General features: G+C 55.5%; 14 protein-coding genes. 5 read left to right on the forward strand and 9 right to left on the reverse strand.

The window, feature by feature from the left end; all coding sequences use genetic code 11:
* Window positions 1-129: 129 nt before the first annotated feature.
* Window positions 130-1,050, reverse strand: a complete 921-nt coding sequence (locus K2F33_RS14860) for an NAD-dependent epimerase/dehydratase family protein (protein ID WP_263882104.1) — start codon at window positions 1,048-1,050, stop codon at window positions 130-132.
* 171 nt (window positions 1,051-1,221) lie between these two features.
* On the opposite strand from K2F33_RS14860, the gene K2F33_RS14865 reads away from it, so the two are divergent.
* Together K2F33_RS14865 and K2F33_RS14870 are read left to right on the forward strand one after the other, a co-directional pair.
* Window positions 1,222-1,773, forward strand: a complete 552-nt coding sequence (locus tag K2F33_RS14865) for a hypothetical protein (RefSeq protein ID WP_089548433.1) — start codon at window positions 1,222-1,224, stop codon at window positions 1,771-1,773.
* 103 nt (window positions 1,774-1,876) lie between these two features.
* Window positions 1,877-2,851: a YhcN/YlaJ family sporulation lipoprotein gene (locus K2F33_RS14870; protein WP_179232039.1), complete on the forward strand. Its 975-nt coding sequence runs from the start codon at window positions 1,877-1,879 to the stop codon at window positions 2,849-2,851.
* Between the two features lie 65 nt (window positions 2,852-2,916).
* On the opposite strand, the gene nagA is transcribed toward K2F33_RS14870, so the two are convergent.
* From nagA to efeO, 6 genes are all read right to left on the reverse strand, one after another.
* Window positions 2,917-4,092 (reverse strand): N-acetylglucosamine-6-phosphate deacetylase, encoded by a 1,176-nt coding sequence (nagA, locus tag K2F33_RS14875; RefSeq protein ID WP_263882105.1) that lies wholly within the window; start codon window positions 4,090-4,092, stop codon window positions 2,917-2,919.
* Complete coding sequence (gene nagB / locus K2F33_RS14880) at window positions 4,089-4,817, reverse strand: glucosamine-6-phosphate deaminase (RefSeq protein ID WP_089548430.1); 729 nt, start codon at window positions 4,815-4,817, stop codon at window positions 4,089-4,091. Before nagB ends, nagA begins: the two co-directional genes overlap by 4 nt.
* Window positions 4,814-5,698: a MurR/RpiR family transcriptional regulator gene (locus K2F33_RS14885; protein ID WP_076174180.1), complete on the reverse strand. Its 885-nt coding sequence runs from the start codon at window positions 5,696-5,698 to the stop codon at window positions 4,814-4,816. The genes nagB and K2F33_RS14885 overlap by 4 nt, the downstream gene beginning before the upstream one ends.
* Window positions 5,699-5,907: 209 nt before the next feature.
* Window positions 5,908-7,728 (reverse strand): FTR1 family iron permease, encoded by a 1,821-nt coding sequence (locus K2F33_RS14890; RefSeq protein ID WP_263882106.1) that lies wholly within the window; start codon window positions 7,726-7,728, stop codon window positions 5,908-5,910.
* Between the two features lie 48 nt (window positions 7,729-7,776).
* The gene (gene efeB / locus K2F33_RS14895; protein WP_212985924.1) at window positions 7,777-9,072 is read right to left on the reverse strand and encodes an iron uptake transporter deferrochelatase/peroxidase subunit; all 1,296 of its coding nucleotides are present in this window, start codon (window positions 9,070-9,072) and stop codon (window positions 7,777-7,779) included.
* Between the two features lie 3 nt (window positions 9,073-9,075).
* Complete coding sequence (gene efeO, locus K2F33_RS14900) at window positions 9,076-9,978, reverse strand: iron uptake system protein EfeO (protein WP_263882107.1); 903 nt, start codon at window positions 9,976-9,978, stop codon at window positions 9,076-9,078.
* Between the two features lie 348 nt (window positions 9,979-10,326).
* Between efeO and K2F33_RS14905 the strand changes: the two genes are divergently transcribed.
* Complete coding sequence (locus K2F33_RS14905) at window positions 10,327-10,551, forward strand: helix-turn-helix domain-containing protein (protein ID WP_036649309.1); 225 nt, start codon at window positions 10,327-10,329, stop codon at window positions 10,549-10,551.
* Window positions 10,552-10,703: 152 nt separating this feature from the next.
* Here K2F33_RS14905 and K2F33_RS14910 read toward each other — a convergent pair whose 3' ends face one another.
* Window positions 10,704-11,078: a hypothetical protein gene (locus K2F33_RS14910; RefSeq protein WP_263882108.1), complete on the reverse strand. Its 375-nt coding sequence runs from the start codon at window positions 11,076-11,078 to the stop codon at window positions 10,704-10,706.
* Between the two features lie 241 nt (window positions 11,079-11,319).
* Between K2F33_RS14910 and K2F33_RS14915 the strand changes: the two genes are divergently transcribed.
* Window positions 11,320-12,306 (forward strand): GNAT family N-acetyltransferase, encoded by a 987-nt coding sequence (locus K2F33_RS14915; RefSeq protein WP_263882109.1) that lies wholly within the window; start codon window positions 11,320-11,322, stop codon window positions 12,304-12,306.
* Between the two features lie 6 nt (window positions 12,307-12,312).
* On the opposite strand, the gene K2F33_RS14920 is transcribed toward K2F33_RS14915, so the two are convergent.
* Window positions 12,313-12,537, reverse strand: coding sequence for a DUF6199 family natural product biosynthesis protein (locus K2F33_RS14920; RefSeq protein ID WP_076174190.1), 225 nt, complete (start codon window positions 12,535-12,537; stop codon window positions 12,313-12,315).
* Window positions 12,538-12,709: 172 nt separating this feature from the next.
* Here K2F33_RS14920 and K2F33_RS14925 point away from each other — a divergent pair, with 172 nt between their 5' ends.
* The gene (locus K2F33_RS14925; protein WP_263882111.1) at window positions 12,710-13,378 is read left to right on the forward strand and encodes a DUF899 domain-containing protein; all 669 of its coding nucleotides are present in this window, start codon (window positions 12,710-12,712) and stop codon (window positions 13,376-13,378) included.
* Window positions 13,379-13,549: the final 171 nt, after the last annotated feature.

Here is a 13,549-nt window from a genome sequence, read left to right on the forward strand (position 1 = left end):
GCGGGTGTAGTTAAAAATAATCAGATAAGCAAAAAATCCGCCCTAATTGGACGGTTCTTTTTGAGAAAGGTCTTCGCTTGTTTGTCCTATTCATGGAGTAGAAAGATGTAATGTACGATATAGAAAATGTTACATGAGGTCAGCGAAACTTCGATACGTCTCTTGAAGCCCCTGTTCCAGCGAATAGACGGGTTTCCAAAGCAGCTTTCGCTGAATCGCTTGATTCGATAAGCAGCTGTGACGGATATCTCCAGACTTGTCTGGGCCGTGCTGCACATGAATTTCACGGGAATGAAACTTACGGAGGAACGACACCAAATCGTTAACCGTAGCCGCTTTTCCGGTGCTGACATGCAGCGTCAAATCCTCCGGATGGCTGCTTGCCGCGATGAGTGCTTCGACGACATCCTTGACATAAATAAAGTCCCGCGTCTGATTTCCGTCGCCGTTGACAACCAGCTGCCGGTCATGGTGGATCCGGTCCATAAAGATGGCCACGACGCCGCCTTCTCCCTTCGCGGTCTGACCCGGTCCGTACACGTTGGCGAAGCGGAGAATGGCATGGGACAACCCGAATAAGGACGTGTATAAACGAATGTACTGCTCGCCGGCCAGCTTGGAAAGGCCATAGAAGGAGATCGGGTGCGTTGGGTCGTTTTCTGTCATGATGTCCTTCTGCAGGTTACCGTATACACCTGATGTGGATGCAAAGATGACCTTGCGGACCTTTGCTTCCCTGCAGGCGTTCAGTATGTTAAGCGTGCCCCCAATGTTAATGTCCATATCCAGAAAAGGATCCCGTATCGATTGCTGCACATCCGCCTGCGCAGCCAAATGGACAACGACATCCGGCTGAATGGAAACAATCATCTTATAGGCATCCGGGCTTCGAATATCAAGCGTATGAAGAACCGCCTCGGAGGGGACTTTTTCGGCTCGGTCCGTGGACAGATTATCAATCACATGCACCTGCGAACCAAGAGACGCAAGACGACGGACAAGATGCGAGCCGATAAATCCCGCGCCGCCTGTCACGACAACCGTATTCATGCATCTACCTCCTGTGTGTTAGGTCATGATCTATCGTATGTGGAGGAGAAACGTTCGGTATTAGGCGATCCAACCATTTCTGGGGCTGATGCAAAGTTCTCGAGCGGGATGGGTAAAATGAAGGCAAGGAAGGGTAAAACCGAATGCCTTCAAGCAAATGGGGGATGAGCCATGCACGTTAAGAAAAGCATAGGAGCGGCGGTGTGCCTGCTCTTGGGCGTCATCGTTGCAACACTCATGGCGGATCGTGAAGCGAACCCGCCGGATCCGGCCCGGGAAACAATGGCTGCTAATGGAGAGCAAATCCAGGAGTCGACGGGGATATTCCAATGGAATGATAAAGAGGTTCGAAGTGTGGAGTGGGAAGGGAGAAACCAGTCCTGGATTCTGCAGCGCCAACCGGCTGCGACGGAAGAGAGCATGTTAAGGGGCGGATGGCTGCTTAATGGAAGCGAGCTGCCTGTAAGTCAAGCGGAATCGAGGATTCGAAAGCTTCGCGAGTTGGGGAAAGAAGGGGGTACCCGCCGCACTTCGACTTTAAGCCATGAAGTGATCGTTGGTACCATTACGGTTACTTTAAGCGGATTAAAAAAGGAGCCGGAAGTTTACCTCATTGCGGTCGAACCGGATCACCCCGAACAGGTGTGGATCCTGCGCAGTGGCGATCCTTTAGCTTATTTGGTATCCAAGGATGCATATTTGGAACTTGAGCAGCTGCAGTAGCGCCTGATCCCGCCATGCCAAAACCTTTCAGCATACCGGATCATGCGGGTGGTCATCCTAAATGGTGTTATTAATACACCTATTAGAGATGGAGGATGAACTCATGCTACGATCCAAAGCGATTAGTCTTTCGGTATCAGCAGCCCTGCTCGTGAGCATGGCCGGTGTTGCCGGCTGTACGACGAAGGAGCCTGCAAATACGAACATCCGCACCAAAAACGTCATTGACGGCAACGGCAGAACGGGCCGTATCGGCGTGAATTCCCTGCGGGAAAACGGCTTGATCAGTCCGAAAGGCTACACATACAATACAAACAGCACGAATAACGGCAACGCAGCGACCACCCATAACTTGACGAATGCCCAATTGTCGCAAAAGCTGTCCGATAAAGTGGCGGCCATGAAGGAAGTCAAATCCGCCAACGTTCTCGTGGCCGGCAATACCGCCTACGTTGCCGTTTCCCTGCGTGATACCGCAAGCAACACCGGCGGAAACATGGGGGCGAAAAGCTACAGCGGCACCCACAACATGATGAACGGAAGCAGCTTTAACAATGCCGGAACGGCCAATGGAAGCAGCTTCAACAACCGGTCCAAATCCGGAACCGTGCGCAACGGCGTACGCGGTACTGCTCCAAATCCCGCTGCAGCGCATCATAACATCCGCAACTATTCGTCTAAAGGGGCCAGCATTACGGGGAACAACGGCTATAATATGACGACGTACGGTACGGCAGGTACGACGGATAACGGGGTCGGCACCAACAACGGTATGGGTGCCGGCGGATACAGCGATTACCGCAATGACACGATTACGTCCGATATCAAAGACCGTATCGCCAATACGATCAAGAGCACGGATAACACAATCAAGAACGTCTATGTATCTGCAAATCCGGGCTTTGTCCAGGGACTGGCTAACTTATCGGCACAAACGCAAGGAGGACATCCGATCAAAGGACTCATGTCCGACCTGTCGACGATGGTGGAGCGCATCTTCCCAATGAATGCCGGGAATGGCAACCGTACTACCAATTACAATGCCCCTGTTCACCATTTTGATACGACCAATCGGTAAAATTGCCGATAAAAAGGGGCTGCCATAAGCTTGTTATGGACAGCCCCTTATACATAATCCGTTTTTTAAAATACCTTACGTCCTTTAACCCAAACGCCTTGAATATCGAGCTGGTTATCCAGCAGCAGAACGTCTGCCTGCTTGCCGATTTCGATCGTGCCGGTGCGGTCTTCGATCCGCAGCCGTTTGGCCGGGTTGAAGCTGGCGGCGAGGGACGCCTCTTCGATCGACAGGCCCACGTTGTTGATGAGGTAGCGGAAGCCTTTAATCATCGTCAAGGTACTTCCGGCAAGACTGTCCCGCTGACCCTTCAAGGTAGCGATTCCGTCATGCACCTCAACCGGAAGGTCGCCGATCATGTATTCCCCGTCCCCGAGTCCGGCTGCGGACATGGCGTCCGTAATCAGGAGCAGATTGTTATCCTGCTTCAACCGGGCCAGGATGGAAATGCAGGCCGGGTGCACATGGATGCCGTCGGCGATGATTTCCGCGTGGATGCGCGGGTCGCTCAGCACCGCCCCTGCGGTTCCGGGCTTGCGGTGGTGCAGCGGCGTCATCGCGTTAAAGGTATGCACGCCTTGGCGCAGACCAGCTTCCACGGCCGCTTCCACCTCTTCGTACGTTGCATCCGTATGGCCCAGCGCGGCGTTGATACCGTGCTCGGTCATCCAGGCGATCGCTTCCAGCGCGCCTTCGCGCTCCGGCGCCAGCGTCACCTGGCGAACGAGACCCGGATACGCAGCTTCCCATTCTTCCAGCCATTCTACATTCGGCAGGACGATATGCTCCGGATTTTGCGCTCCCGGCCATTTCGGGCTGATAAAAGGACCTTCCAAATGAACGCCCTCCACGGTTGTGTAAGGCATGTCATGCTGCGTATACTCGTGAACTTCCTTGAGGACGCGGTCGATCGCCGCCTTTGGCGCGGTCATGGTCGTCGGAAGAATCGAGGTGGTTCCCTGTGAGCAGTGGAAGGCGGTAATGGTATCCAGCACTTCCTTGTTTGAATCCATAAAGTCCTGGCCGTTGCCTCCATGCACGTGGACATCAATAAAGCCGGGAACGATGTATCCGTCCGATTTGAATTGGCTTGCAGCAGAGTCCGTCCAGCGCTGCGGCAGATCGCGGGCAAGCCCCGCATAGACGATCTTGCCGTCCTGGATGGCGACCGCTCCTTCTTCCAATACCCCTGCCGGCGTTACAACCTTGCCGTACAAGAGCTGTACGTTTTCTTCACTCATCCTAACAACCTCCCTGCACCTTGATCCAGCAGCACCACGACGTTCGGATGGCATTGCAGCAGCGATGCCGGGCACTGCGTCGTAATCGGTCCTTTCAGCGCGCGCTTCACGATCTCAGCCTTGTCTTCGCCACGAACGAGCAGCAGAATCTGCTTGGCCTTTAGAATGCTGCCGACCCCCATGGTAATCGCGTGCTTAGGCACATCGTCCAGCGATGGGAAGAAGCGTGCGTTCGCCGTGCGGGTTTTTTCCTGAAGCTCAGCCACGTGCGTTCCGCCATCCAGGCTGTCATCGGGCTCGTTGAACCCGATATGCCCGTTGTGGCCGATGCCGAGAATTTGCAGGTCCACCGGGCCGTTCTGCTCCAACATGGCATCGTACTTGACGCATTCTTCCTCCAGATCGGCGGCGTTGCCGTTTGGAACATGCGTATTTTCAAGCTGAATATCGATATGGTTGAACAGCTTCTCGTTCATAAAGGTACGGTAGCTCTCTGAATGGCCCTCAGGCAGGCCGACGTACTCGTCCAGATTGTAGCTGGATGCTTTCGCAAAACTGACCAGGCCCTGCTGGTACATTTCGATAAGCCGTCCATAAATTCCTACCGGGGTGCTGCCTGTGGCCAGGCCGAGTACCGCTCTCGGTTTGGTATGAAGCAGGCTGGCGATCAGGCTGGCCCCGGTGGCGTTAAAATCAGCTTCGTTTTTAAACGTATAAATGTTCATGCTTGAAAATGACCTCCTCTGGATTTTCGGTAATTCTGTACGTTATGGTAGGACTGCTCCAGCTTGGGAACATACTGTCCGAACTGCTCGCTGTTCATCCCCATAAACAGGATGTCGACGAGATGGAGCTGGGCGATGCGCGAAGCCATGTCTCCCCGGCGCATTCCTTTTTCCAGGGAAGAGGCAAACAAAGGAATATCGGCCATGGCAGCCAGCGTATTGCTGCTGTACGACGTCAGCGAAATGGTCGCTGCCCCGCTGTCTTTGGCGCAGGCCAGCGCATCGATCGTTTCGAGCGTTTCCCCAGAATAGGAGATGGCGACCGCCACATCCCGGCCCGACAGCGTCGAGGCGGAAGTGATCTGCATATGTGAATCGGCGAAGGCGGTACAGTTCTTACCGATCCGGATCAGCTTCTGGTAGAAATCCTGGGCGACGATCGACGAGGTGGCTACCCCGTACAAGTCGATCCGATCGGCGGCGCAGAGCAGGCGGATCGCCTGGGCCAGACGGTCCATGTCGAGCAGGGACGTCGTGTCGCGGATGGAGGCCAGATGATTCGCTTCCATGGCCTCTACGATTTGGGATAACGGATTGTTGGCCACGATATCCTGGTAAGAAGACATGCCGCTCCGCTCCTGCATTTCCGTATGGGCGATTTCGGCGGACAGCTTCACTTTTAGATCCGGGTAGCCTTTGAGATGGAACGCTTTGCAGAACCGGGTCACGGTGGCGGGACTGGTCCCGCACTGCTCGGCCAGCTCCTTGATCCCCATGTGAACGACTTCGGAAGGGGAGGAGAGGATAAAATCGGCGATCCGGCGCTCCTGCTGGGACAGCCGTTCCTGTTCCTGCGCCAAGGCGTGTAATATAGGTGCCAATCGCAAGCCTCCTTGGATAAAACTATTGATGCTGGTGTGGATTGTGAAAATAATTTTAGCGATTCATATTAATTTTGAGAAAATAATTTTTGTTTCATCCCCATCATAGGCCATTTGTCTTACGTTGACAAGGGGCGGGATTGTTAAATTTCTGTATAAGTAAAAGCGCAAAAAACCGGACTTCTTAGAGTCCGGTTTTTATAAGAGATTTATGCGCGTGCCTTGGATCCCTGCGTATTCCGCAGTTCCACGCGAATCAGCTGCCACAGCACAAAAGCAAGCACGACCATCTGTGGAATGAACGTTTCCCAGGTCGGATACATGCCAAGCCAGGATACGGAGGGCAGCCCGGTTTCCGAATGGGCGGGAATGCGACCCGAGACCTGGAGCGAATGGATACTGTCACCGAGGAAACGGAACACCAGGTAGTAGATCAGCACCGTCGCCGCCAGGAAAAAGCCGCGCAGTGGCAGGCGGGCGCTGAGCACGATAATCGCATAAGCGAGCACGGCCAGAACGGCAATGGCGCCGGCGATTCCAAGGATCAGTTGCCCCATATCAATGGAGGAGGCCATCCCGGCATAGAAAATGGTCGTTTCCGCGCCTTCACGCAGGACGGCCAGACCGGCCAGCACGAATAGAGACCACAGGCTTCCTCGGGCCAGCGCCTGATCCATCTGGCTGCCCACGTATTTGTTCCAGGCGGCCGTGTTGGACTTGCTGTGCAGCCATTGCCCGACGGTCAGCATCATCACCACGGCCACCAGACCGGTGATGCCTTCGATCAGCTCGCGGGCGCCGCCTGAAGCCGCTTTGGAGATGGAGAAAGTGAGCACAACCGCGAGCAGGAGGCTGAGGACGAGGCCTGACCCGGCTCCGCCCCAAATCCATTTCTGGCCGCGCGTATTTCCGCTTCGCTTCAAATAAGACAGCAGGGCGGACAGCACGAGAATGGCCTCCAGGCCTTCACGGAGCAGAATTAGTGCGGCATCCCACGCGGTATATTTGTGATCGACCGCAAGCGGGGTGAGGGAGGACTTCATCGCGTCCATGACCTTTACGGCTTCATCCAGTTTGGGCGGACTGGAGAGCAGGTAGCCCGAAACGGCCGACATTTTATTTTCAATATCCGTATACAGGTCAGGCGCAGATACCCGCACCTCGCCCTCGACCGCCGGCCAGATGGAAATGAACTTCGTCATCTGGTCCGCCGCTTCGCTGCTGCGGCCGGCCTGCGCATCCTGGCGTGCGGTTTCGAGGATGCCCAGCGCGTCGGATAGCCGGTAATTTCCGTCACTACCGGAATCAGCGGCAGCGATTTTTCCTTCAGTATAACCGGTCATCAGCGTAACAAGCTTCTGCATTTCCTGCACGGCCTGCTCTTCGCGTACCGGCTCAGCCTGAAGGGCGATCCGCACGAGGCTGATCCCGGTTTCAAGCTGTCCGTAGACCGTGAAGTTATCGCTGCGTATCGGAGTTTCTGCCGTCGGCCATGCATCCACGATCGACTGATAGCTTCGCTTGGCCGCGCCCCAGTCCCCCGCCTGCATGGCCTTCAAGCTGTCCTGAGCCAGAGGCAGCAGCTTCTTGGCCGATTCCACGCCGCTTATGGCCGTGCCGGAAGATCCGGTCGAGCTCTCGGCTGCGGAGACGTATGCGTTGACTTCTTTGGCCAATGCAGACAGCGCGGTTTTTGCCTCCGGTCCGCCGCTTGCAAGCTTGCTCTGAGCGTCTTGAAGCGCTGCGTCGACGGCCGCGGTCAAGCCGGCATGATCCGTGTCCCCGGCTTTGACCGGCTCCCAGAGCTGTTTGAATTGGTTCAGATCCTCGCTCGCTTTGGACCATTCCTGCTGGCCCGCTTCAACCAGGGCGCTGCCAACGGAAGGCAGGAGGGAGTCCAGGGCGGAATTTTCTTCCGCTTCGGCGTGCGGGGCCAAGATGCTCAGGAGGAGCATCGCAAGGGTCAGCAGGGCGCCGAGCATCGGGCGGTTCCATCGTCCGGTACGAGGCGTAAGGTTGCTTCGCAGCATGGTGAAGTCTCCTTTATGTCAATTCTGCTAGAGTTTGATATCTATTGGCTAGAGCAGCGTCTCTCCGATATAACCTCCCGAAGAGGCGCCGGGGAAGCAGGCGAACACCGCGCTCCCGACATGCTGAATATATTCGTTCAGCCGGTCGCTCTTCGCAAGCTTCTGCTGAAGGGGGATGAACTGCTTCTGCAGATCGCGCTGGAAGCAGATAAAGAGCAGTCCGGCATCCAGCTGGCCAGTCTTGGCGTCCATGCCCCCCGAATAAGAATAGGATCGGCGGAGGATCTGTACGGAGCCGTCTCCGCGGGCGAGCGCCATATGCGAATTGGCCGGAATAGCCGGCGATCCGTCAGGCCCTTTGGCGGACAAGTCGACCTTGTCGAACTCGTGCTGGCCGCCAAGCGGTGCGCCGCTGGCCCGGTACCGTCCGAACGTCTCCTCCTGATCCTTCAGGGAGGATCGGTCCCACACCTCGATCCGCATCCGGATCCGGCGCACCGCCATGTAGCTGCCGCCGGCCATCCAGGCTGCGCCGCCTTCGGCCCCGGCCCAAACGACCCGGTTCATCTGCTCGCTGCTTGTCGTATCCGGATTGGCCGTGCCGTCCTTGAAGCCGAGCAGATTCCGCGGGGTTCCGCCTGCGGGGTCGGCGCTGCCGGTGCGCTGGAAGCCCTCCTGGGTCCAGCGGAGCACGGCCGTGCCGCGGGCAATGCGCGCCAGATTGCGGATGGCGTGAAACGCCACCTGCAGGTCGTCCGCGCAGGCCTGAACGGCCAAATCGCCGCCGCACCAGCGGGCGTCCAACTGATCCCCGTTAAAGGCCGGGAGATCGCTGAAATTCGCCGGCCGCTTGGAGGCGAGCCCGAAGCGCGAATCAAACAGGGACGGCCCCGCGCCGAACGTCAGGGTCAGCCGGGAAGGCGAAAGACCTGCCGACTCTCCGGTATCCACCGGCGGCAGGTTGTGATTGGCGCTCTCTTCCCCGAGCATGGAGCCTTCGGTCATGGCTGCAGCTGCCGCGGTCCAGGCTTGAAAAAGCTTCTTCAGCTCCTTCGCATCGGTCGTAGTCACGTCGAAAGCGGCGAAGTATATGAAGTTTTGCGAGGGGGTGATAATACCGGCCTGATGCTTCCCATAGAACGGGATGCGGTCCCCGGCGTCAGGCTGGCCGGCAACGGCCGCCGCGGTCTTCCGCTCCTTCGCGGCGAAGAGGCCGCCGATACCGGCGCCCCCGATGATCAGTCCCAGGCCGCCGGTGCCCGCCAGCCGCAACAAGTCGCGGCGGGACAGCGGCTTTTTCAAAATCGACGAATCTTTGGTTTCCTCATGCTCACGGTTTGACATGCTTTACACTCCAAGCAGGGTGCCCATATTCGACAGCGGCTCCGCCAGGGCATCCAGGTTTTGGCTAAGCTTGCGGACTTCGTCCTCTTTCAGCTCGGTGTAGCTGACGTATCCGTCGCCTTTCTTGTAGGCGTCCAGCTCTTTCTTGAGCGCATCAAATCGCTCCCCGATCTGCTTTTCTAGATCCGGGTCCTTTTTGGCCAGGTCGGGCTTCAGGATTTCGTAAATTTTGGCGGCGCCTTCCACATTGGCCGCAAAATCGTACAAGTCGGTATGGGAGTACAGCTCTTCCTCGCCGGTTACCTTGGAGGAAGACACTTCGTTCAGCAGCTCAACCGCTCCGGTTACCATCAGGCTGGCGTCAATATCGACCGTCTCCACCTTGGCACGAAGCAGCTGCGCGTCCTGCAGAAGCCGGTCGGCAAAGGCTTCCTGGCCTTTGGTCGTCTTATCTTCCCACAGTCCCTTCTCGATCCGGTGGAATCCGCGCCATTCGGCGGCATCCACATCGTTCACGCGGGCGTCAATGTCGGGATCCAGATTGCCAAGCGCCTCGGCAATCGGTTCGATCCGCTCGTAATAGGAACGGGCCGGGGCGTACAGCGCCTTCGCTTCCTCGAGCTTGCCGGCTTTCACCGCTTCGGTGAATTTCTCCGTTTGCTTCACGAATTGATCGCACTGCTCCACCGCGAAGGTGCGGTAGGATTCCACGGCTGCGCTGAAATCGGCCGTCTGCGCCGCAGCTGTATCGGTACCGGCGCTTGGCGCCGATGTGTCGGTATTAGCGGCTGGCGTCTCAGTCTTTGCTTCGCTGGCAGCAGGATCCGCGCTTTCTTTCTCCGAGCAGCCTGCGAAGAGCAGGGAGGAGAGAATAATACCGGCGGGAATGATCGTATGTAACTTCAAGTTCAAAGCAGCTCCTTTTTTAAGATTATAGAATGTGTACATTTTCAGCGGCGCTGAATGTTTCTGTAACCACAAGAAAAACATCCTCTATTTCTTATAGAAGAAAGGGATGGATTAATTTGATAATGATTCTCAATTTCATTGATAGCAACATCATAATGAGTTACCGACCATGTGTCAACTGCCATTTTAAAATGCCGAAATTTCTCCCGCTGTAAGCCCTTTCAAGGCAGGTGCCTAATTTTTATGCATAACGACACCAAAGCCCGGTGCCTTACATAATATGAGTTGACTGTATCCCTTTACCTTGTTATACCATACAAACCCGAGCAAGGAGGGGTGACACCATTGAAGGGGAACGATCATAAGAGCAAATTTTTGTTGACTCATCGTGAGCGCGAAGTATTTGAACTGCTCGTTCAGGACAAAACGACACGCGATATCGCCGGTCAGTTATTTATCAGCGAGAAGACGGTCCGGAACCATATTTCCAATGTGATGCAGAAATTAAACGTCAAAGGCCGTTCTCAGGCCGTTGTCGAGCTGATCAAGCTTGGGGAATTAAAAATCTGATCGAAGCCTCTCTTGCGACCTTGGCCTTCTGCAGGATGTCTTCCTTGACGGGAAGACATGGCGGGAGGTTCTTTATTTTGTTCACTTTCCATCTTATGCGGGGATTTGGTTACATGAGAAAGGGTACCCTGTCGGGCACCCTTTGCAGATGGTTACTGTCTGATGATAAGAATGTCTTGCGGCGGTCTGCCGGTGCGTTGAATTTGGGAAATTTCGGAATTTGTCAGGTTGCGTCCAACGAGGATGAAAGAAGACGTGACGTTGTTAAAGTTGAAATTGCCCAGGTTGGCTACATTTTGGCTGCCACGGAACACGCGGAAAGATCCCTGGAAATTAATCCGTGAGAACAAAACAAGCGTCACTTGATTGCTCTGCACCGTATTTCTGAGACGGAAGCTGGAGAGAAGATTGTCGAAACGGAAAGCTCCAAGGTCGCGGACCGCAACTCCACCGCGTCTGAACAAGATTCTGCGGCCCGTAAAATTAATGCCGGACCAAAGGGCAAGACGTACATCGCTGTTTGCCAAATATATCACTCCTTTTCTTAAGATTGATATATTCTATGCCGGCTTCACAGATCGGTATCGGACAGATGATAGCGTGCAAAAGTTTGATTTTCAAAGATTCATATTTATGAGCACGTGGGGGAGCGGAAATCGCCCCAGCTAAGGAAAAAAACGCTATACCTAAACTTTATCGCTTCATCAAGGTGATTGCATGAGATAATGAGCGAGGCCAAACCAATACCATTTTTTGGAGGAATACATATTGTCAAACTTTACGATTCGCCGTTTTGGCATGGAGGATTTTCGAGCGGCCGCGGCGCTGCTGAGCCTGATCTGGTCGGAACCCGTCACCGCCAAGCAGCTGCAGGACGAAGAGGAGAGCATTCCGCAGCCGGGCCAGCTCCATTACGACGAAGAGGGGCGGCTGATGGGCTGGGATCGCCCGAAATGGGTCGCCGTTAACGGGGGAGGAGAGGTCATCGGTTACGCCATCGCCTGGCGTGCACCTTGGAACGAACCCGGCAGCCTCAACGTCACCCTTGTCGTCCATCCGGATGAACGCGGCCGCGGAGCCGGCAGGGCTCTGTCCCGGGAAGTGCGCGAGTGGGCGTGCATGGTTAAGGCTTCCCGTCTCGTTTGTTTTATGAGGGAGAATGACGGAGCCTCGCTATCGTTTGCGGAGCGCCGGGGCTACCTGCTGGAACGCCACACCTTTGAATCTGTGCTGGACCTTTCGTCTTTTACCGACCAAGCTTTGCTGCCAAGCATTCGCAGCGCCGAGTCATCCGGCATTATGTTCGTGACGCTGAAGGATGAGCCTGGAGAGGCGCAGGAGCGGAAGCTTCATGAGCTGTACAGGATCGCCCATCAGGACATTCCGGGATACAACGAGGATTTCCCCTGGTTTGAGGAATGGAAGAAATGGAGCATTAACCTGGCCGGCGTGCGGCCGGAGTATGTACATATCGCCAAGGACGGAGACCGCTATGTCGGCGTCGTGACCCTGCAGCAGAACGAACAGACCCAGGCGATGTACCACCAGTTTACCGGTGTGCTGCCGGAGTATAGGGGACGGCGGATCGGGCTGGCGCTGAAGCTGTTGGCCATACAAACCGCACGCGCTGCCGGTGTGCCTTATTTGCGAACCCATAACGATTCGCTGAACGGTCCCATGCTTCGCATCAACCGCGATCTGCTGGGGTTTCAGGCGGTACCCGGGAACTTCAAAATGGTCTGTTCTCTGGAATAGGGGCGGTCATAAAAACAGCAGCATAAACAACCCGATCACGATAAAAATCGAGCCGAGCACGATCGCAAGAAAGCCGCGGATCTTTTGGAGTTCAAGGTAGGATTCGCTGGGCTCCGCTTCTTCTTCTGTCTTCCAGCTTTCACTGCTCCGCCATCCCCTTCCCGGGTTCCGGCGGGTCATGATGCCGCCGCCTATCAGAATCAGCCCTAAGATGATCAGAACGAGGTCCATATCCATCAGCTCCTTTCTATATAGAACGTCTGAATGAAGCCTGCGGTTCCAGAACATCAGTAATAAGCAGTTTCATATTATTTTCCGCAATTCATAAGAAATCCCGGGAAATGAATCATGCTAGGATAATGGCAGAATCAACGAATCCTGTAAAACTTGGAGGAGGATACCCGTGGATACGAAAAACACAGCACTTCCGCAAATCGTTTCGGAAACAGAGTGGATGGACGCACGCGACAAGCTGCTCGTCAAAGAGAAGGAGCTTACCCGCGCGCTGGACGCGCTGGCCGCAGAACGCCGCAGGCTGCCGATGGTACGGATCGGCAAAAATTATATGTTCGAGGGACCAGGTGGTCCAGCGCGACTGCTTGAGCTTTTCGACGGACGCCGTCAGCTCATGGTGTACCACTTCATGATGGCTCCAGGCGCCAGTCAAGGCTGCACAGGCTGCTCCTCTTTTGTCGACAACATCGGCCACCTTGCCCACCTGAATGCCCGTGATACGACCTTTATTCTGGTCTCCCCCGCGCCCCTGTCACAGATCCAGCCGTTCAAAGACCGGATGGGCTGGAATGTACCCTGGTTCTCTTCAAACGGGAACGAATTCAACAATGACATGGGTGCTGGGGACGGGTTCGGCTTAAGCGTCTTTCTCCGCGATGGAGATGAGGTGTTCCGCACCTATTTCACAGCCTCCCGCGGCGTCGACCGGATCCGCGCGGACTTCAATTTGCTCGACCTGACACCCTTTGGCCGCCAGGAAACGTGGGAGGATTCGCCTGAAGGATGGCCGCAAACCCAGCCTTACATCTGGTGGCGTCTGCATGACGACTATCGTTAATCCGTTTTGATGCCACGCGATGCCGCTCCGCATTTGGTTATGAATCAATGCTTCGTTTGGTGGCGATAGCGGAGGGGGCCACGCGTACCCATCCCGAACTCAAGGTTACCACCGTCGGTTTCTAACCCGAGTTCTCTCCAAAAATAAAGGCAGCCTCTTTCTCCGACACGG

Source organism: Paenibacillus sp. PSB04 (genome assembly GCF_025809195.1).
In the GTDB taxonomy this organism is placed as follows: Bacteria; Bacillota; Bacilli; order Paenibacillales; family Paenibacillaceae; genus Paenibacillus_AQ; species Paenibacillus_AQ favisporus.

Bases quoted from the DNA above. Each gene is read 5' to 3' on its own strand.
- K2F33_RS14890 (WP_263882106.1), bottom strand. From the start codon at position 7,728: ATGCTGCGAAGCAACCTTACGCCTCGTACCGGACGATGGAACCGCCCG.
- K2F33_RS14870 (WP_179232039.1), top strand. From the start codon at position 1,877: ATGCTACGATCCAAAGCGATTAGTCTTTCGGTATCAGCAGCCCTGCTC.
- K2F33_RS14865 (WP_089548433.1), top strand. From the start codon at position 1,222: ATGCACGTTAAGAAAAGCATAGGAGCGGCGGTGTGCCTGCTCTTGGGC.
- K2F33_RS14860 (WP_263882104.1), bottom strand. From the start codon at position 1,050: ATGAATACGGTTGTCGTGACAGGCGGCGCGGGATTTATCGGCTCGCAT.
- nagA (WP_263882105.1), bottom strand. From the start codon at position 4,092: ATGAGTGAAGAAAACGTACAGCTCTTGTACGGCAAGGTTGTAACGCCG.
- K2F33_RS14920 (WP_076174190.1), bottom strand. From the start codon at position 12,537: ATGGACCTCGTTCTGATCATCTTAGGGCTGATTCTGATAGGCGGCGGC.
- nagB (WP_089548430.1), bottom strand. From the start codon at position 4,817: ATGAACATTTATACGTTTAAAAACGAAGCTGATTTTAACGCCACCGGG.
- efeB (WP_212985924.1), bottom strand. From the start codon at position 9,072: ATGTCAAACCGTGAGCATGAGGAAACCAAAGATTCGTCGATTTTGAAA.